The 19,106-nt window shown below is 72.3% G+C and carries 13 protein-coding genes and 1 pseudogene; 6 read left to right on the top strand and 8 right to left on the bottom strand.

The window, feature by feature from the left end; translation table 11 throughout:
• Positions 1-94 precede the first annotated feature (94 nt).
• Positions 95-385 (top strand): annotated as a pseudogene (locus tag AB0F77_RS40640) (SAM-dependent methyltransferase); the annotation flags it as partial.
• A gap of 40 nt (positions 386-425) precedes the next feature.
• On the opposite strand, the gene AB0F77_RS40645 reads toward AB0F77_RS40640, so the two are convergent.
• Positions 426-1,100 carry a TetR family transcriptional regulator gene (locus tag AB0F77_RS40645; RefSeq protein ID WP_361959001.1) on the bottom strand — a complete coding sequence of 225 codons (675 nt, stop codon included), beginning with the start codon at positions 1,098-1,100 and terminating at the stop codon, positions 426-428.
• 171 nt (positions 1,101-1,271) lie between these two features.
• Between AB0F77_RS40645 and AB0F77_RS40650 the strand changes: the two genes are divergently transcribed.
• From AB0F77_RS40650 to AB0F77_RS40660, 3 genes are all read left to right on the top strand, one after another.
• Positions 1,272-2,108 (top strand): SDR family NAD(P)-dependent oxidoreductase, encoded by an 837-nt coding sequence (locus AB0F77_RS40650; RefSeq protein ID WP_361959004.1) that lies wholly within the window; start codon positions 1,272-1,274, stop codon positions 2,106-2,108.
• Positions 2,109-2,238: 130 nt separating this feature from the next.
• Complete coding sequence (locus tag AB0F77_RS40655) at positions 2,239-2,517, top strand: DUF6400 family protein (protein WP_361959007.1); 279 nt, start codon at positions 2,239-2,241, stop codon at positions 2,515-2,517.
• Positions 2,504-2,722, top strand: coding sequence for a hypothetical protein (locus AB0F77_RS40660; RefSeq protein WP_361959010.1), 219 nt, complete (start codon positions 2,504-2,506; stop codon positions 2,720-2,722). Before AB0F77_RS40655 ends, AB0F77_RS40660 begins: the two co-directional genes overlap by 14 nt.
• A 19-nt stretch (positions 2,723-2,741) precedes the next feature.
• On the opposite strand, the gene AB0F77_RS40665 is transcribed toward AB0F77_RS40660, so the two are convergent.
• On the bottom strand, positions 2,742-3,362 hold the full coding sequence (locus AB0F77_RS40665; RefSeq protein WP_361959013.1) for an ABATE domain-containing protein: 621 nt from the start codon (positions 3,360-3,362) through the stop codon (positions 2,742-2,744).
• Positions 3,363-3,490: 128 nt separating this feature from the next.
• Between AB0F77_RS40665 and AB0F77_RS40670 the strand changes: the two genes are divergently transcribed.
• Positions 3,491-4,399, top strand: coding sequence for a pyridoxamine 5'-phosphate oxidase family protein (locus tag AB0F77_RS40670; RefSeq protein ID WP_361959016.1), 909 nt, complete (start codon positions 3,491-3,493; stop codon positions 4,397-4,399).
• Positions 4,400-4,472: 73 nt separating this feature from the next.
• On the opposite strand, the gene AB0F77_RS40675 is transcribed toward AB0F77_RS40670, so the two are convergent.
• The 6 genes from AB0F77_RS40675 to AB0F77_RS40700 form a co-directional block, all read right to left on the bottom strand.
• Complete coding sequence (locus AB0F77_RS40675; RefSeq protein ID WP_361959019.1) at positions 4,473-5,864, bottom strand: polymer-forming cytoskeletal protein; 1,392 nt, start codon at positions 5,862-5,864, stop codon at positions 4,473-4,475.
• A 93-nt stretch (positions 5,865-5,957) separates the two neighbouring features.
• Complete coding sequence (locus tag AB0F77_RS40680; RefSeq protein WP_361959022.1) at positions 5,958-9,731, bottom strand: hypothetical protein; 3,774 nt, start codon at positions 9,729-9,731, stop codon at positions 5,958-5,960.
• Positions 9,728-12,145, bottom strand: a complete 2,418-nt coding sequence (locus AB0F77_RS40685) for a hypothetical protein (protein WP_361959025.1) — start codon at positions 12,143-12,145, stop codon at positions 9,728-9,730. Before AB0F77_RS40685 ends, AB0F77_RS40680 begins: the two co-directional genes overlap by 4 nt.
• A 161-nt stretch (positions 12,146-12,306) precedes the next feature.
• Entirely contained in the window at positions 12,307-16,299 is a 3,993-nt protein-coding gene (locus AB0F77_RS40690; RefSeq protein WP_361959028.1) for a DUF6603 domain-containing protein, read from the bottom strand.
• 40 nt (positions 16,300-16,339) lie between these two features.
• Positions 16,340-17,071 (bottom strand): ribosome-inactivating family protein, encoded by a 732-nt coding sequence (locus AB0F77_RS40695; RefSeq protein WP_361959031.1) that lies wholly within the window; start codon positions 17,069-17,071, stop codon positions 16,340-16,342.
• A 314-nt stretch (positions 17,072-17,385) separates the two neighbouring features.
• Positions 17,386-17,841 carry a DUF2255 family protein gene (locus AB0F77_RS40700; RefSeq protein WP_361959034.1) on the bottom strand — a complete coding sequence of 152 codons (456 nt, stop codon included), beginning with the start codon at positions 17,839-17,841 and terminating at the stop codon, positions 17,386-17,388.
• Positions 17,842-17,995: 154 nt separating this feature from the next.
• Here AB0F77_RS40700 and AB0F77_RS40705 point away from each other — a divergent pair, with 154 nt between their 5' ends.
• Positions 17,996-18,922 (top strand): alpha/beta hydrolase, encoded by a 927-nt coding sequence (locus AB0F77_RS40705; protein WP_361959037.1) that lies wholly within the window; start codon positions 17,996-17,998, stop codon positions 18,920-18,922.
• The last annotated feature ends 184 nt before the right edge of the window (positions 18,923-19,106 follow it).

Consider the following 19,106-nt stretch of genomic DNA (forward strand, 5'->3'; position numbering starts at 1 on the left):
CCCTCGTACTGGATGTACTTGGGCGTTCCGACAACGCGGCGAGTGTGCGTGCCAGGCGTCGCGGGCCAGGCGGGACTTTCGAAACACGCCCTAGCCCTCTCCCGAGGCCGTCGAGCTCCTGGGGGACCTCGCCGATCTGCCGACCACCCTGGACCGGGTCGTCGCGGACGGGTGGACGCCCGTCCAGGGACACATCAGCACCCGCCGGGAACTCGACGACTACGAGTGGGCCTGGACGGGATCACTGGCCTCCTGGGCCCTGGACCACCCCGACGACCCGGACAGCGACCGGGCGCTGAGGACCGCCGCCGAGCACCGCACGGGGTGGCTGCGCGGCTACCGGGACACGCTGGGTTTCGTCTGTCTGGTGCTGCGCGAACGGTGAATCCCGCGGCGCGCGAGCGGTCGGCCCTCCGGTACGGAGGTCAGGACGCCGTGCGCGCCAGCGTGCCCGCGGTGAGCGTGGCCAGCATCTCGCGCAGGGCCGCCGGGAAGTCCAGCCGCAGCGCCGCGAGGGACGGGTCCGCGGCATAGGCGGCGAGCATCGCCCGGGACGGGCGCGCATGGGTCCAGACGGCACCGATCACCATGATCGTCGAACCGGCCAGCCGTACGGCGGCTTCCCCCGTCTCCGGGATCCGGCCCCGGATGTGGTCGGCCAGTTCGGCGGTGTTGGCGATCGCGGTCCTCTTGTAGCGGGCGGCGACCTCGGGGGAGACGTTGTGCTCCAGGACCCCGGCCTGCGCGCTGAACAGGTCGCACAGCACCCGGCGCTCCGCGAGGGAGGCGGTGACGACGGCAGCCAGCTGCTCACCGCGCTCGGCCGCGTCCGCCGACGCGTCGACGCCGGCGGCCAGACGCGCGGGCAGATCGGCCGTCCACTCCTTCCAGGCCCGGTCCAGCAGCTCCAGCAGGATCGCCTCGCGGGACTCGAAATAGCGCAGCACATTGGACTTGGCCAGTCCGACGCGGCGGCTGAGCTCATTGAGGCTGATCTCGCCGACCGGCATCTCGTCGAGCATGGCTGCGGTGGTGTCGAGGATCATCCGCCGCCGGATCTCGCGCTGTTCCGCACTGCGCGCGCGTTGGAAAGTGGCCATGCCGCCATATTACAGACTCCCGGTCTTTTGACATCAGACCGGTGGTGTCTTACGTTGACGGCATCACAAAGGACCGGCGGTCTGAAAAGTGCGACCGCGGACGTACGGGCAGAACACCCGCACGCCGCCGACGCCGGCCCCACTCCCCGCTCACAGGAATCGAGCACACTCATGTCCAAGGTCTGGTTCGTCACCGGAAGCTCCCGAGGTCTGGGGCACGCCATCGTCGCCGCGGCTCTGGAGGCGGGCGACCGGGTGGTCGCCACCGCCCGCAGGCCCGCCCAGCTCGACGACCTGGTCGCCCGCCACGGCGACCGCGTCCACCCCGTCGCCCTCGACGTCACCGACCCCGAGCAGGTGCGCAGCGCCGTGGACGAGGGCCTGAAGCTCTTCGGGCGTTACGACGTCGTCGTCAACAACGCCGGATACGGCGACGTGGCCGCCGTCGAGGACGTCACGCTCGACGACTTCCGCGCCCAGATCGACACCAACTTCTACGGCGTCGTCCACGTCACCAGGGCCGTGCTGCCGATCCTGCGGGCGCAGGGCTCCGGCCACATCTTCCAGGTCTCCTCCGTCGGAGGCAGGCTCGGCACCCCCGGCCTCTCGGCCTACCAGAGCGCCAAGTGGGCCGTCGGCGGGTTCTCCAGCGTCCTCGCCGCGGAGGTCGCCCCGCTCGGCATCAAGGTCACCGTCCTGGAGCCGGGCGGCATGCGCACCGACTGGGCCGGCTCCTCCATGACGATCCCGCCGATCAGCGACCCCTACGGGCCGACCGTCGGCGCCTTCGTCGAGACGATCCGCCACGCCGACCCCGAGGCCGCGGCGGCCAACTCCGCGGACCCGGCCCGTGTCGCCCGGACCGTCGTGGACCTGGCCGGACGCGCGGACGCCCCGGTCCGTCTCCTGCTCGGCCGCGACGCGGTCCGGTACGGCGGCGCCGCGGGCGAGGCCCTCGCCGCGTCCGACGAGAAGTGGCGCCCCGTGTCCGAGTCGGTCTGGGACTGACCTCCGCGAGCGGCGACCCCGCCCGTGCCCGGGGGCCGGGCCGCGACCCGGCCGTACGCGCCCGGCCCCCGCTGTGACATCTCCCACCCGCCCTTGTCGAGGCGAGGAGCGCCTGCCTACGTTCGTGCACATGTCCCCGCACGGCCCCACCCACCCGGACGAACCGGACGAGCGCCCCTCCGCGACGGCCGACTTCGACATCGACCTCGACGCGCACGAGATGCTCCGGCGCAGCCACGTCCTGGCCGCCCTCGGCCCCGACTGGGACCCCGTCGCGGCGCTCCAGGGCGAGGAGGCGGCGTACGAGCTGCTGTACTCCGGTCTCGACGTGGACCAGCAGCGCGTGTACGACGAGTTGGTGGCCGCCGGTGTGCTCCCGCCGCGAGGGGGCGGCAGTGCTGCCGCTTGACCCGCAGGCCGACATCGGCCGCCGCGCCTGGACGGCCTGCCCCAACTGCGACGACTCGCGCGGCTGCGGCCCCTGCGAGCAGGGCCGCACCTGCTCCGAGCACTGGCGCTACCTGCTGTCCAACACCGGCAGCCGACTCCACCTCCAGTGCCCGTCCTGCGCCCACCTCTGGACCCACGAGACCCACTTCGGAGCCACCCGCTAGCGCACGGTCCGGCGGGAGGTCACGCCGTCGGGTTCCGGTGGCGCCGGTAGTGGCGGGCCGAGCGGGCCCGGTTGCCGCAGCCCGCCGAGCACCATTCCCTGCGGGGGTGGTCCTTGAGGAAGTACAGGACGCATCCCGGGGCCAGGCAGGCGCGCAGCCGCAGCCGGTCCTCCCCGCCGAAGAGCACGACGGCCTCCTCGGCGACGGCCGACACGGCGGTGGAGGCGGCGGGCCCGCCGGAGCGGAGACGGCGTGCGGGTGTGGCGCCGGGGCTCCAGGACAGGGTCGACCAGTGGGGTGTGTCACCGGCCGCCCGGTTCAGGGCGGTGACGGCCGCGTCCAGGTCCTGGACGCCTGACGCCCCTGCCGTACGCGGGTCTCCGGTGGCCTCGGCGGCCAGCCGGCGCAGGGCGTCGCGCAGGCCGGTCAGCCGGGTGCCGAGCCCGGCCAGTTCCGCGATGCTCAGCGCGTCGAGATCGCCAGGGTCCAGCACCTCGATGCGCGGGGCGACGGCGCGCAGCCAGCCGCGGATGCCGTCGGGGTCCCGCAGCGCGTCGTACACACCGTCCCGGTCGGCCCGGATCGTGTTCATCAGCTCCACGGGGAGCGGCTCGTTCAACAGCGGTGCGCTCGTCTCCATGCGCCCCACGCTACCGCACTTCTAATGGTTGGTATCGGCTCTATCCGTTTGACATCACGATGGGGGAGTGTCATTGTTCTTCTGGTTGTTCTAACGGTTAGATACGGCGCCAAACGTCAGGAGGAGTGATGGCCGAGCCCCTGTACGAGCTCCCCGCCGGATTCCACGAGGGTGAGCTGGCCGTGCAGCGCCGGGCCGGGGTCACGCGGGACGCGGCCCGGCTGACCGGCATGCTCGCCCCGGCCCGGCTGGGCGGGGGAGTGGCCCGGTTCCTCGCGGAGCGCACCTTCGCCGCCCTCACCGCCCGTGACGCCTCGGAGAGGCTGTGGATCTCCCCGCTCGCCGGGCCTCCCGGCTTCCTGCACGTCACCTCGCCGACCACCCTCGACGTACGGACGGCACCCGCCGAGGGCGATCCGCTGCACGGACTGCCGGCCCACCAGCAGGCCGGGCTGATCGTCGTCGACTTCGCGGCCCGACGCCGACTGCGCCTCAACGGCACCCTGACCGACGTCGGCACCGACGGCCTGCGCGTCGACGTGGAGCAGGCGTACGGCAACTGCCCCCAGTTCATCCACCGCCGCGACCTGACCCCCGTGCCCCCGGCCGCCGCCGACGCGGAGCCGGTCCGCCACGGCACCGCCCTGGCCCCGGAGGACGTCGAGCTGATCCGCGACTCCGACACCTTCCTGATCGGCACGACCCACCCCACCCGGGGCAGCGACGCCTCGCACCGGGGCGGGCCCGCGGGATTCGTCCACGTCGAGGACGGCGGGCTCCGGTGGCCCGACTACGCGGGCAACAACATGTTCAACACCCTGGGCAACCTCGCCGTCGACCCCACCGCCGCGCTGCTGTTCAGCGACTTCACCACCGGCCGCACCCTGCACCTGTCCGGCCGCGCCACCGTCGAGTGGACCAGCCCGGGAGCCCCCGGCGACGACGGCACCGGCCGCCGCGTCCACTTCGTCCCCGAGCACGTCGTCGCCGGCCGACTGCTCCCGCTGCGCGGACCGAGCGCTTCACCCGGCCGGTGAGCGTCATCGTCGGCAGGTGAGGGCCGCACCCCCGGTCGCCGGGGGTGCGGCCCTCGTACGTCCTGCGCGCCCGTCAGTCGAAGGAGATCCGCCACTGCGCCGAATTCACGTCGTTGCCCGGGTCCCACACCGCCACCTGGCGGCGGCTGTCGCTGACGAACATGGTGGCGTAGAAGTAGCCCGAGTAATGGTTGTTCCACAGGGAGACGGTGTCGTTGTTGGAGAACACCTTGTAGCCCTTGGCCTTGTTGTCGCCCGTCACGTTCAGGTCACAACCCGAGATCACCTCGACGTTGCTGTTGATGGAGAGCTGATCGCCGTACGGGCCGCGCAGCTCGCGGATCCGGACGATGTGGTCGCTGCTGACGGCGTTGACCTGGCCGTAGGCGTTCAGGGTGCCGTTGGCGTCGAGGGTCCCACCGACCGTGAGGTCGCCGCTGATCTGGGCTGAGCCTCCGGAGTACAGATTGCTGTTGGCGGTCAGGGAGCCGTTCACGGTGAGACTGCTCTGCGCGTAGGTGTTGCCCCGCGCCGTCAGGCTGCTGCCGACGTCGGCCGAGCCGCTCACCGTGAGGGAGTTGCTCACGGTGAGGGAGCTCCGCACCGACGCGTTGCCGCTGATGTCCAGTCCGGACTCGCCCGATATCTCGCCCTCGACCGTCAGCGCGTCCAGCGTCGGGTTCTTCACCGTGAGGGTGAGCACGGCGTACTGGTGGATCGTCTCGAAGCCGCTGCCGGCGTCCTCGGGGGACATGGACGCCTCCAGCGTGAAGGTGGTGTCCATGGCGAGGGACCCGCGGGGGAGGGTGAAGAACGTGTTGGGGCCCTCGTGGACGATCCCGCCGTCCCCGTCGAACACGCGGTAGTGGGAGCCGTTGCTCTCCCACGAGAGGTACGGGCTGTCGGAGCTGGAGAACTTGGTCTTCGGGGCGGTGGCGCTGTGGTCGTCGCGGGCCAGGAAGGCGTTCAGGTAGAAGACGGGCTCCGTGACGGGCAGCGGTACGGTCCGGCGGTGCGACACGAAGTCGTCAGGGTCCGACGAGGTGTCGGAGTGCTCGGTGAGGTGGAGGTCGAGGGTGCCGGTGCTGTCGACCAGTTCACCGCTGACCCCGAGGTGCAGCGTGCCGTCGAACGGTTCGCTGTCGTCACCCTGGTAGTGGAAGATCGCCCGGTAGTACAGGGCGTCACCGGCCAGCCCCAGGTGCTCGGCGGTCACCTGGACAAGGGACCCCGCGCTCCAGTTGCCGTCCGAGGAGAAGACCGGCTTCGGGTCGTCGGTGAAGTACGCGCCCCCGCTCCTGGCGTCGCCCGGCACGGCTATCTGGATCCAGTCGCAGTACGTGTCCTCCTCGCCCGCGGTGACGGTGATCGTGATGCGGCCCTGGGAGTTGGTCCCCGCGGTACCCGCCTGGAGCGGTGCCGGACTTGTGGCGACACGGTAGGTGAGCAGAGGCTGATCGGACATGCGGGACCTCCTGATGCGTAGGTGTCTGCGGCATGGGACCGGGAACGGTGGAACGGGCGGTGCGGTGGCGCCCGTGTGCTGCTGTGCGCGCCCTTACTCGTCGGGCTCGGGGAACAGCCGGAGCAGTCCTTCTTCGAGCGTGGGCGGACGGGACGGGAACCGTGCGTCCGCCGGTGCCGCGGTCAGGTCGTACGGCGTCCAGGGGCCGCCCGGCGGCGGGGTCGGGCGCAGCCAGGACCAGGTGCCGTGCCGGGTGCTGGGCCGCGGGAAGGCGACGGCGCCGTCCTCGCCGCTGCCGCCCATGACCGGCCCGAAGCGGAACAGGGCCTGGAGCCGGCGCAGCGCGCCGTCGACGTGCTGCTGCGCGACGGCGACGGAGGCCGTGGGGGTGATGCCGGTGACGGCGTGGACGCTCGCGCGCGGGTCGATCAGCAGCAGCAGCCGGGTGGGCGCGCTGTCGCCGAAGGTCAGCTGGAGGTAGTTGGCCGACGAGGGCGGCTCGGGGGTGCCGGGCGGGCCGATCCGGACGACGAGGTCCTGGCCGTCGTCGGGGGCCGTGACGCTGTCGAAGCGTTCGAAGTCGTACCCCCCGCCGGGCGCGGCCCGGTAGAAGCCGATCAGACCGTCGTCGCGGGCGGGCTGGTCACCGAGGCGGACGGCGAACCGGTCGGCGGTGAAGGCGGGTGCGGGCGGGGCGAGACTGGCCTGCCAGCCGGTGGCGCGCAGCGGCGGGCCGTCCAGGGTCAGCCGCAGCCGGGCCTGGACCAGCGCCAGCGGCCGTCCGACGAGCGCGGACAGCGTCCGGTCGGTACGGCGGCCCAGCGGGTCGGTGGTCCACAGCGTGGAGTCGATGACGTCGAGGAACGCGCTGAGGTCGGCCTCGCCGCCCAGCCGCCGCGAGCGCAGCAGACCGGCGATCTCCGGGGCGAGCGCCGCCACTTCGTCGAGGGTGGTGAGGGTGCCGTCGGGCGGCGGTTCCCACTGGCCCCTGCGGGCGCCGGTGCCGTCGGTGAGGGTGCGGTAGCCGCCCAGGAACCGGCCCTCGGGGTCGTACAGCAGCAGACTGCCGTCGAGGTGGTTGGGCAGCAGCCAGCCGGTGACGGGGCTGGGGTCGGCGGCGGTCTCCACCGTCCGGGTGCCGGTGGCGGCGTCGAGGAGGTCGAAGTCGAGCCGGGCGGGCTGGAGCGGGCGCGGGGGCAGTTGGGCGACGGCGGCGACGGTCGGGGTGAGGGAGGAATCGGTGGTCAGGGCGGTGTCGACGACCAGCGGGAAGTTGCGGTAGTCGTGCAGTCCGCCCTGCTTGAGGTCGGGGCTCACCACATCGAGGACCCGGCCGAACTTGTCGTAGAGGAAGAGGTCCGCCAGGTGGATCTGGCCCTGCCGGGTCGAATGGAACTGCGCGCTCTCCCCGCCGGGGAGATACGGGACGCTGGTGACCCGGCCCCGGTACCGGGCCGGCAGTCCGTCCTCCGTCGCGGCGTCGGGGAAGCCGGCGAGGCCCGCGACCTCGGAGAAGTGCCGGTCCTGGGCGGTGGGGCGCCGGAAGGCGCGGGTGTCCCGGGCCGCGATCCGGTCGTTGAAGCCGGTCAGTTCCTGGGCGAGGATCCCCCAGTCGCCGATCGCGCCCAGCCAGGCGTCGAGCCGGTCGCGCTGGACGTCGGAGCCGTGACGGGTGACGAACTCCTTCAGCCGGGCGGCGAACAGGGTGCGCGGATGCGGGGCGAGGGCGGAGACACCCGTCACGGCGATCTGCTTCGGGGCGGGCGTCGAGCCGGGGACGTAGCGGTAGTCGGTGCCGTCGAACGCCCAGCAGCTCTGCCCGTCGACGGTGTGCGGGATGTGGCTGTAGGAGGTCCGCCACTCCATGAACAGCGGCTCCCAGGGCTGGCTCCAGGGGTCCACGCCCAGCGCGGGCAGGGTGCCGGTGCAGTCGTCGGGGCGGTGCGCGGCGAGGACGGCGGCGACCTCGTCCGTGGACACCCCGCCGTCGCTCCCGGCGAGGGCGGCGGCGTTGCCGGGGTCCAGCAGGAAGTACTCCGTGAGCAGCCCGGCCGCCTCGGAGGGAAGCCCGGCGAGGCCCGGAAACGCCGGCATCGGCCCCCGACCGGGTGCCGCGGTGAGGGTCCGGCCCCGGACTGTGAGGGCGCTGACCAGCGTGGCCGGGCTGCCGTCGGCGAGCGGCCGGGTGGGAACGGGCCGGTCGGTGACGACGGCGTCGGAGGGGGGCATGATCCCCGACACGCTCACCACGGGATTGACGGCGTGCCAGTAGGCGGGCCGGGGCACCGCCTTGAGCGTGGCGCCCTCGGGCAGCCCCTTGGCCGCGGCGAAGGCGCTGATCCCGGCGGCCAGCGCGGCCTGGGCGTGGGGGTGCCGGGCCGTGGTGTCCGGCTGGGGCACCCGCGCCGCCAGCGTCCGCGCCCGAACGGTCCGCTCCCGCAGGGTGTGCGCGAGGGAGCCCGTGCGGGTGGGGTCCAGTTCGGCCTGGAGGTCCTCCTGGTCCGGCGCTCCCACGGGCGGCGGGTCCAGGATGCCGAGGAGACCCTGCTTCAGCCACAGGGAGTTCAGCCGCCACTGGAGCTCGTACACCTCACCGAGGAGGTCGTCCAACTGGTTCTGGTCGTCGTTGAGGGCGGACAGCCAGGCGGGCGGGACGAACGGCGGCGGAGGCGGGCCGTCCGGCGCCTGATCGGCCGGCGGTGGGGTCACCGTCCACCGGTATCCCCCCGACGAGGCGCCGAACGACGCCGCGTGGATCCCGCGCCGGACCCGTTCGTCGCCGCCCTTCTCGTCGGCGACGGCCAGCAGGTCGTGCAGGAACGCCCGCAGCAACTGGATGTCCTCGGCGGCGGGGTGGGCGCCGGTGGCCTTCAGGGCGTGACCGGCGAGCGCGGTGAACGCGTCCTCGGTCGTACTGCCGAGGGAGACGTTCAGCGCCCCGCTGTCCTTCACGGTGTGCAGCGGGTCGGGGGCGGGCGGGTCGGACGCCGCCGGGTCCCACGCGACGGCCAGCGCCAGGCCCTGGTGGAGGCTGTGCACGGCCGGGGTGACATCGCCGTCCAGTACGGGGTTGCCGGTGAGCCGGGGGTCCTGCCAGCCGAGCCGCGCGAGGAGAGCGGCGTACGAGGTGTCCGGCGGGAGCGTGGCGAGGACGTCGGCGCCCGGATCGGAGTACCAGCCGACGACCTGGTACCCGAGGGTGTCCGCCCCGGGGACGTCGGAGAGGTCGTCGAGGAAGGAGAACACATTGGTGTTGTGCGGGGTGTAGGTGGTGAAGTACGGGTCGCCCGCGCTCATCGCGGTGAGGAACAGCGGGTCCCGCCCGGCCCGTTCCGACCACGGGGCGTCGTCGGTGTGCGGGAAGGCAAGACCGATCGAGACCTGGACCGACTTGGACGTCCGGGCGCTGCGGTAGGGGTCGGCGCTGGCCCGCCAGGCGTCCAGGGTCTCGGCGCCGACGAGATGGGAACTGGACTCTTCGAGGGCATGACCCCGCTGGGCGGCGTACGGGGTGTGCGGGCAGTCGCTCTCGATCACCCAGGCCCTGACCCGGCGCCGGGCGCCGCCGCTGAACCGGGTGACCAGCCAGCGGTTGGGCAGCAGCGGGTAGGCGACCTCGCCGGTGGCCGGGTCCTCCACACCGTGGCGCAGTCCGCGCGGCAGCGTCCAGTGCAGATGCACCCCGGTGTGCCGGAACAGGGGGTCGTCGCTCTGGCGGTCCCCTTCGTCCGGCTCGGGGCTGATGTAGTCGCGCAGGGCCAGGTAGTTCTGGCGCCAGGTACGGAATCCGTCCCGGCGCAGCACCGGCGGAGTCACCACGAGCGCGTCGAGTCCGATCGGTACGACGAGGGCGGGGCGGGTGCTCATGCGGGTGCTCCTCCGTTCGCCGGGAACCGGTCCCCGTCCGGACCGTCGAATCGGATCGCCTCGGGCACCTTGACCAGTTGCAGGGCGAGATCGGCCGGGCCGACCGTGCCCACGGAGGTGCCGTGCGCACGGTCCAGGGCACCCGTCAGCTCGGTGACCAGCGAAGCGACGTCCAGGGCGCGGACGTTCGGGTCGGCGGACGGCCGCAGATGACGCAGGACGTCGAAGGTGACGTCCGTGCCCAGCTGCTCGCCCAGCGGCAGCCGGGGCCCGGCGTCCGGCAGCAGACTGCGCAGCGGGATCCGTCCGTCGTCCTCGACCCCGAAGCGGAACCCCTCCTGGGGTTCGGCGAGTTCGACGGTCGCGGGCACCCCGTTGAACAGGCACAGCAGCACGGACGACGAGAGGTGCTCCATCCGCAGCACCGGCAGCGGCGCGCCCGCCGTGTCCACCGCCCGGACGGCGAGGTGGGGCCAGCCGGAGACGAGGGAGGAGCGCAGCAGCAGACCGGAGACGGTGCCGAGGGGGCCACCGGGGTCATCGGGACCGCTGGAGCCGCTGGGACCGCTGGGATCACCGGGCCCGGCGTCACGCAGTGTGTCCCGGTGCCGGGCCGCCGCCCCCGCCACCTCCGCCCGCACCACCGCGGCCACGATCTCGTCCTGGAGGGTGTCCCGGCTCGACTGGGCGCCGATCCCCAGCGCCCCGCCGATCAGCGCGTCCCGCCAGTTCGGGTCGGTGTGGAAGAAGCGCAGCGACTCCGGCGGCAGCATCCGCGCGTCCGGCACCAGCCGGGTGAACGGCACCGGTACGAGCAGCAGCAGCCGGGCCAGCCAGTCCACGACCGGCGTGAGGCGTTCCCTGAGCCCGGCGTCCCCGTCCAGCGCCCGCGTGACCGCCGTACGGGCCGCGTCGGAGCGCAGGAAGGCGTCCAGTTCCGCGCTCGGATCACCCGGCGCGGGCTCGGGCGCGGGCGGTGACCAGGGGTCGCGGGGCCGGGCGGGCGTCGCCCCCAGGGTGCTGAGCAGCGGCCCGTCGAGCAGCGCCCCGAACGCGGCCCGCGCGGACCGGGGCGGGCCGGACCGGTCCCCGGCCCCGGCGGGCAGATGGGTGCTGGTCTCCTGGTGGTAGAGGGTGTCGACGAGATCGTGCGTGGCCCGCTTGAAGGCGATCAGGTGCTGGACGTACGCCGCGTCGGCCAGCGCCAGAGACCGGCCCGTCTCGAACGCGGTGGCCAGCGACACGTCGAAACTGCCCCAGGCGGGCTCGTAGGCGAGCAGGGCGTCCGCGGTGGTGGCGGTCGCCACCCGGTCCACGGCCGCGGGCAGTACGGGGGTGAGCGGCCCCCGGTACCAGCCGAAGGTCCGCTCGCCCGACCGGGTGCGGTACGGCAGCGGTACGTAACCGTCGCTGATCCGCCGGGCCACCTGCCGCCTGGCTGCCGGGGTGCCGTCACCGTCCCGGTACGGGGAGGGCAGCCGCAGCCACATCTCCTCGCGGGTCGCCGGACGTGAGCCGTCCGGAGTGCGGGCGAGTCCTTCGGCCAGCGCCCGGAAGTGCCCGCCGCCGTCCGGGTGCGCCCAGAACGACCAGCTGCACAGGGACAGCAGCGCCACCGACGTACGGCCCTGGAAGTCCGGGGCGTCGGACCCGAGGAGCCGCTCGTGGCCCTCCAGGGAGACCAGGTGGACGACGTTCTTGGTGCGCTCCTCCGGGGGCGAGCCGGGCGGCGCGGCGGCCGGGAAGCGGTGCGCGACGAGCACCGCGAACAGCCCGTCCTCCTGGACGCCCAGGACGGGCCGGTCCCCGGTGTTGGCACCCCGGCAGTGCGCGAGGTACGGCAGATCCGCCAGCCGGGGCGTCACCTCGGGGAACACGGCGGCCGGAATCCGGATGACCTCGCACGGATCGTCCTGCCCGATGTCGGACTCCAGCGGCAGCGCGGGCTTGAGCACGTCCGGGTCGTCGGCGAGGAAGGCGCCCACGGTCGTCGACTCGGTCCGGGTCGGGGCCGTCGTCCCGCCGATCAGCTGGTCGTCGGTGAGCACCAGCAGCGCCAGCCAGGGAGCGCCCCGGTCCGCCCCGCGCAGCTCACGCTCCCACGGCAGCATCGGATCGCCGAGCACCAGATGCGGCAGCACCTCGGCGAACCGTCCCTCGGAGGAGTCCGGCGGCTGCCGGGCCACCACGGTGGTCGTGTCCACGGCGACCTGAGGTGCGCGCACGGTGAACCGCTGCACGGCCCGGAACGTACCACCGACCACCTGGGCGCCCGCCGAGGGGCCGGTGCGCAGGGTGTGCGTGGCCTCGATCCGGTAGTCGCCGGCGGGCAGGGCGGGCAGGTAGTGGTCGTGCAGTTCGATGTCCCCGATCGGGATGGTGTCCCGGGCGGGGTGCTGCGGGCTCGCGCTCACGTCCGGCTCCGTTGCTTGGGTGCGGGTGCGGGTGCGGGTGCGGGTGCGGGTACTGGTGCTGGTGCTTGGGCGTGGAGAAGGGTGCGGGCACCGGCCGTCGGGCCGGGGTCCGGCGTCGGCGGCCTTCGGCCGGGGTCCTGCGGTGATGGGCCCGTCGGGCCTCACCCGGGGTTCTGCACGAGCGGCGCCCGGCGGTAGAAGTGCGCGGCCCCCGCTGCCAGCGCGGTCAGTCCGTCGCCCGGGTCCTCGAACAGACCGGCGTCGGCCAGTGCCGCGCACACCTGATCGCGTCCGGCGCGGGCCGGACCCTGGTCGGCCTGCCCGATCCGCGCCACGCACGAGTCGTCGGCCACCGAGACGTAGTCGCGGTCGGCGACGGGGGACGAGGTGAGCGGGGCGAGGCCGGGCGGGATCTCGTCCGCGCTGTAGTCGCTGAGCGGGAACACCCCGCGCGAGCCGGCCAGTTCGGGCCGGGGCGCCTGGACGTCGTAGCCGACCGGGAGGCCGGCCAGCACCTCGGCGCCGGGCGCGTCCGGGGTGTGGGTGAAGGGGGAGGGCGGGGCGCCCCACAGGGACGCGGGGAGGTTGTGGGTGCGGGCGGTGGAGGTCCAGCCGTCCATCGGGGCGGCCGCGTCCTCGAAGTACAGCCGGAGCCGGTGCTCGCCGGTGAGGCCGGTGCGGTTCATGGGGCGGATGTCGACGCCGGGGGTGTCGTCCGCGGTGGGGGAGGACAACGGATCGTCGCCGAGCCGCAGATGGCTGGCCGGCACTGCGGACTGGGTGAAGAACCGCAGGTCACGGGCGCGGGCGTACCACAGCTTGCCGCTGTTGCCGGGGTCGTGGCCGGTGTCCTCGGCGGTCTTGTCGATGCCGTTGACCGGGCCGATGGTGATGACGTCGGCCGGTTTCGGCAGCAAACTCGCGAAGTCGTCCCAGCCGAGCGCCTCGGTGTCCGCCCCGGACGGGCCGGGACCGAAACTGATCGTCTTGGAGAAGCCCACGAAGTGCGCGGTGACCGAGCCGCCGGTCGGCGGCCCCCACAACTCCAGATCGGCCCCGACGGTCACACTGAGGGTCTTGTGGACGATCCCGATGTTGAGGGTGTACGAGGCGCCGATGCTCACCGAGATCCGGGCGGTGAAGAAGAACGGCCGCCAGGACAGCAGCACGTCCGCCTGGGCCGTGAACCAGGCCCGGAAGTCCCCCGCGTGGAAGACGATGCTCAGCCGCCCCCCGGCCATCGCGCACGACGGCGTCACCGCGAGATACGCCTGCGCGGTGATCGTCAGATTGCTGCTCACCGCCCACTTGATCCCGAGCCGCGGCACGTCCGGGTAGGCGGCGGGCCGCCGGAACGACGGGTGGTAGCCGCCGAGGGTGACCACGAACTGCCCCGCGTCGGGGTTCGACCCGAACCACACCGACGCGGCGAACCCTCCGGTGAGATGACAGTCGGGAGTCAGCACGTACGACACCGGCGCCAGCTCCGCCGCCAGCTCGAAACTCCCCGTGAGGGGCCGGATCACCGCCTCCAGCCCCAGTTCCGCGTACACATACGTACGGGTCGCGGACTCGGCCGGCATCGGCAGCTGGAGCGTCGCGAGGCCCAGCACGGCCAGCGCGAGTTCATCACCGAACTCGGCGGCCAGCAGCACCTTGGAATTGACCACCTCGGCGACGCTGAACTCGATCCCCAGGGCCAGCCAGTACGCCCCCTGGTGCGGCGCGATCCACTTCCGCGCCGGACCGCCGGGCACGGCGGGCGTCCGCCCCTCCAGCACCTCCAGCATCCCGGACGGCTTGAGATTGGCGTCCGGCCCCTGCTTGTTCAGGGCGAGCAGCGGGAACCCGGACACCTCGCGCGGGGTGGGCAGCGTCAGCTCACGGTTGAACCCGAACCCCGCCATCAGCCCCGTGATCAGGATCGGCGGCGCGGCCACGATCGGCGCCTCGACCTGAGCGAACACGAACAACGACGGCTGCCCGTCCGTGAGCTGCGCGTACGAGCCGACCGCGGCGAGCGAGAAGTCCGGCACGGCGACGGTGGCCGTCCCGTCGTACTGGAACGCCACGCCCTCGTCCAGCTGGTCGTCGGGAAGGTGCAGCAGCGCGCCCTCGATCTCGATCGGCGGCGCGGCGTAGCCGATGCCGACACCGTCGAGCCGGAACGCGGGCGCGAACTTCTCCAGCGACGACCCGACGGCCAGCCCGTCGAGCGACATGGCGAGGGGCCCGAGCCGAATCCCGGCGTCCAGGCCGAAGAGCAGCGTGTTGTGCTGGTAGATCACCCCGACGCGGTTGATCTGGACGACACCTATCGTCTTCTGGACGGTGATCCAGACGCCGGCGGAGGAACGGGACGGGGCGCTGCCGGTGGGGGTGTCGGCCCGCGCGGGCGTGCTGGGGGTGCTGGGGGCGCCGTCGTTCGTGGCGGTGGTCGCGGGCAGACCGAGGGCGACGGGCGTGCGCTCCTTCCCGATCCGCAGATCGGCGAGCGCGGCGGGACCCGCCTTCAGGCCGCCCGCCGGTAACTCTACGACCTGTGCCTTGGCGAGCAGGGCGTTGACCCTGCCGACGTCGGCGGCGTCGATCACCCCGGAGGAGTACAGGACCTGGAGGCCGTCGACGGCGAGATTGCCGCCGATCTCGGCGAGGAACCCTCCGACCAGGGGAAGTTCCGCGAGGTCGATCCCGGCGGACAGATCGATGCCGACACAGAACCGCGCGGGGCCGTTCTGCGGCTTGACCCGGACGAACTTCGCGTCCTTCAGCTCGATGCGCAGGCTCTCGGGGACGTCGGCGGCGAGGTCGGCGGAGAAGTGGGCGACCCAGTCGCGCAGACCGACCTTGGTGTCCGCGCCCTCGGGGGAGTGGTAGGTGGCCACGAGGAGGTCGGTGCCGGTCTTCTCCTCGTCGAGGGTGATGTCGAAGGTGAAGTCGTCGACGGCCAGTTGTCCGCCGTAGCGGGTCGAGGTGTCGTTGCGGGTGACGGTCAGACCGAGTGAGGCGGTGATGCCTTCGGCGATCGTCATCCGCCCCTGGCAGAGGAAGTCCACGACCTTGGTGCCGGTGGTGTACGAGAGCCAGAGGCTGGTGAGTTCCAGGGACTTCAGCGGCTCGGGGACGTCGGGGAGGCGCAGGGCGGCGATGACGTCATCGATGCCGATCTCCCCGGCGGCGATCCCGCCGCTGAAGGTCCAGCCGCCGGTGGCTCCGCCGTTCCGGGCGGCGGAGACCTTGATGTCCATGGAATGGCCGAGGGAGACGGTGCCCGAGGCCATGGCCACGAACTTCGAGACCGGGTCGTAGTACAGGGACAGGGACACCGCCGTCAGGGTGAACGGACCCATGTCCCAGTCGTCCTCGACCGTCACGGTGACGAAGTACCCGTCGCCGAGCAGGGCGTCGACGCGCAGTTCACCGATGGTCAGCGACTCGGGTATCTCGTCCACCGTTACGCCGAACGAGCCGAGCAGCGAGCGGACGGCGATCGGCTTCCGGTCGTGCGGTGTGCCCTCGACGGTCAGGTCGGGCAGCCACAACGCGATGTCCAGCGCGAGTCCCTTGAGGTCGAGCGCGGCGACGACCGCCATGGACGTCACCTCGTAGGCGGCCGGTCCGGCCCCGTCCTTGCGGGACAGCCGGTAGTCGAATCCGGCGACGTCGCGGGCCGCGAAGTCGAAGGCGCGCAGCCCCTCCCGCGCGTTCTGCCACACGGAGGCGTCGCCGAGGAGTCCGCCCAGCCTGTCCAGTTCACCGGTGAACGCCCCGGGCTTCCGCGGGCGTACCTCGGCGGTGAGGCGTCCGTCCTCGCCCTCGGTCACGGTGGCCACCACGTCGACGGCGTCGAGGGCGCCGCTCAGGATCAGGCCGACGGTGCCGTCCGCCGTCACGGTGACGGTCACGCCGGTCACCGCGAGGGTGACACGACCGCCGACCGGCCAGGCGGTGGACGAACAGGCGAGGGCGAGCGTCAGCGTGGTGTGCCCGCCGTCGATCTCCGCCGGGCCCGAGCCCGCCGTCCCCTGACAGGTGCCGTTCGGGAACGTGGCCAGCATGTCCGTCAGCGGCGTGGGGAGCGCGGTGTCCGTGGTGCGCAGGGCCGGCGGGTCGCCCAGGCCGGCGAGATGTGCCTTCAGCGCGTCGAGATCCATGGGACTCCCTCTGTCGGGTCGCGGTACCGGTGATGTCCGGCTAGCGGCGGTAAAGGGCACCGTCTTTCATGATCTCTTCGGCTTCCGCCAGGGTCACATCACGTCCCATGAATTTCGGGACGACATCCTCCCGGCGGAATCTCCGTGACAGGTCGTCCCATTTGTTGACCGCCCAGTTGAACGACGGCTCGGTGCTTTCGTCTCCCCGACCGATCACGGTGGACTGTTTCCATTCACCCGGCCAGGTGATGGTGAAAATCTTGCAGAACCCGCCGAATCTGGCCATCTCCGCGGTCATTCGGACGACCCTGTGGAATGCCCTTTGGGTGGTGTCCCACGGCGGGGTTCGGTTGTTGTTCCCCGGGAGCAGCAGTTTGGTCAGATACGAGTGGAGGGACCCCAGATCTGTCACCAGTGTTTCGGCGCTCAATTTGGCCTTCGTGGCGTCTTCCGTGTAGCCGATCGAAATATGTACGTCCGGACCGGCGTCGTCGAGCCCCTGAGGAAGAATGGTCTTGTCGACGGCGAGGTAGTATTCGACGCCGTTGTGCAGAACCGACCATCCCTCGAGGTACAGATCCCTCTTCAGGAAATAGAGGCGGACTTCCTGTCCGGCGCTCAGTGTGACCTCGACGCGGAAGAAGCGCTCATCACCCGAGTCCTCCGGGCTGTGATCTGCGTATCTTTGGCGGAGGAACCCGATCATCTTGCGATAGCGAGTCCTGTACGGAATGTTCAAGTCGCAGGCATGAATGTCCTTGGACGCAAGCATTCCGCAATCCCCCCGCCGGATTGTGCATCGCCCTGGTCAGCCACAGGTTCTCCGCTGATCGACGGAATGCGCAAGCCTCCGAGGGGCCGGGCAAGGAGTTTTCGGACATGTGGCGGAAGGTGCTGTTTGCGCCGGACGGCACCCCGTGGGGCGGAACAGGCGAAGATCCGTTCGGAGCCGGCCGGGCGTCACGAAGATCCCCCAGGTCATCAACCCCCGGAACACCGCGTCCCGTGCTCTTCGGGTGCGTCGGCCGTCACCGGCGCACCGCTCATGGAGATCGGCGAGGAGTCGACCACCGACGACGAGTGCGGTCACCCCGCCGCGGGCGTGAGCCGTACGGTCGCCGCCCGCGCCCGCTCCGAGGCGATTCCGCCCGACAGCGAGCCGTACTTGCGGGCGTAGGCCTCGTCGATGGCGTCGTGGACGCCGGGCTCGTCGGACGGCGAGGCCCGGTCGAAGCGGACGCCGACCGTGCGACCGCCGAACCGGACCGTGCCGAGCCCGCGTGCCAGGGTGGCCCGGAACCAGCCGGACACCGGCCCGCGATGGGCCCGGACGAAAACACCGTCCGGGGTGACGACCACCCCGATCTCCACACTGCCCCGCGGTGGCCCGTCGTCGGTCCGCGCGGCGAGGACCAGGGAGAAGGCGGTGTCGAGGGCGGCGAGCTCCTCCACCGTCCATGGCCTGGTGCGTACGGCGCTCATCGCGGCCCCGTCCGACCGGTCCCCGTGGGACCGCGGATCGGGGCGGGTGCTCGGGGCCATGGCCGTTCTCCTCGGAACGCGTCGGGCGGTTGCACCGTCCATCCTGCGTCCGGCCCGGCCGCGACAGCAGGGGAGGAAACCTTCCCGGGCAGGCGCCCGACCAGGCACGAACCGGCCCCTGCCACCCCGCCGCGACGGCACGCACGCTGGAGCCATGCGAACCGATGTGACCTTCACCAGCGCCGGAATCACCATCGCCGGCCATCTGTACACCCCCGACGGCGCCACCTCCGCCCCGCTCCCCGGCGTGGTCGTCAGCCACCCCGCCAGCGGCGTCAAGGAACAGGCCGCCGGCGTCTACGCCCAGCACCTCGCCGACGCCGGCTTCGTCGCGCTGACCTTCGACGCCGCCCACCAGGGCGAGAGCGGCGGCACCCCGCGCGGCATCGAGGACCCGGCCCAGCGCGTCGAGGACTTCAAGTGCGCGGTCTCCTTCCTCACCACCCGCCCCGAGGTCGACCCCGACCGGATCGGAGCCCTCGGCGTCTGCGCCTCCGGTGGCTACGTCGTCCCGACCGCCGTCAGCGACCACCGCATCAAGGCCGTCGCGACCGTCAGCGCGGTCGACGTGGGCCTGGCGCACCTGGTCGGAGCCGACGGCACCCAGGACCCCGCCGTCATCCAGGGGGCGCTCGACGCGGCGGCGGCCGCGCGTACGGCGGAGGCGGCCGGTGCACCCCCGCGGATGGTGCCGATCTTCCCCGCGACCGAGGAAGAGGCCCGCGCCGGCGGCCGGCACGTCTTCGACGGCTGGGAGTACTACTGCACCGACCGCGGCCAACACCCTCGCTCGGCCAAGGAGTTCACCCTCACCAGCGTCGACAGGACCGTCGGCTTCGACGCGTTCCACCTCATCGACCTGATCGCACCGCGGCCGCTCCTCATGATCGTGGGCACCGAGGCCGTCACGGCCTGGATGTCGGAGCGGGCCCTGGAGAAGGCGCGCGAGCCGAAGCGGCTGCACCGGATCGAGGGCGCGACCCACGTCGACCTCTACGACCGCAGGGTTCCCGAGGCCGTCGCCGAACTCGTGCCGTTCTTCACGGGGCACCTCGCGGTGTCCGAGCCGACCGCCGCGTAGGAACCGGGGAGCACCGGCGCCGGAAAACTGGTGATCTTCGCCCGGTCCGCCGCTTTCGTCACCCGACACGTCGGCCATTCGTCGGGACAGGCCGGAGGGAATGTCGGATAACCGGCCGGACGAGGGGTAGAAAGGGGTCGGGCGCCTGCCCGACGAGGGCGGCGCCTCCCACGGCAGTCGGGTG

Source organism: Streptomyces sp. NPDC026672 (assembly GCF_040638185.1).
Taxonomy (GTDB): domain Bacteria; phylum Actinomycetota; class Actinomycetes; order Streptomycetales; family Streptomycetaceae; genus Streptomyces.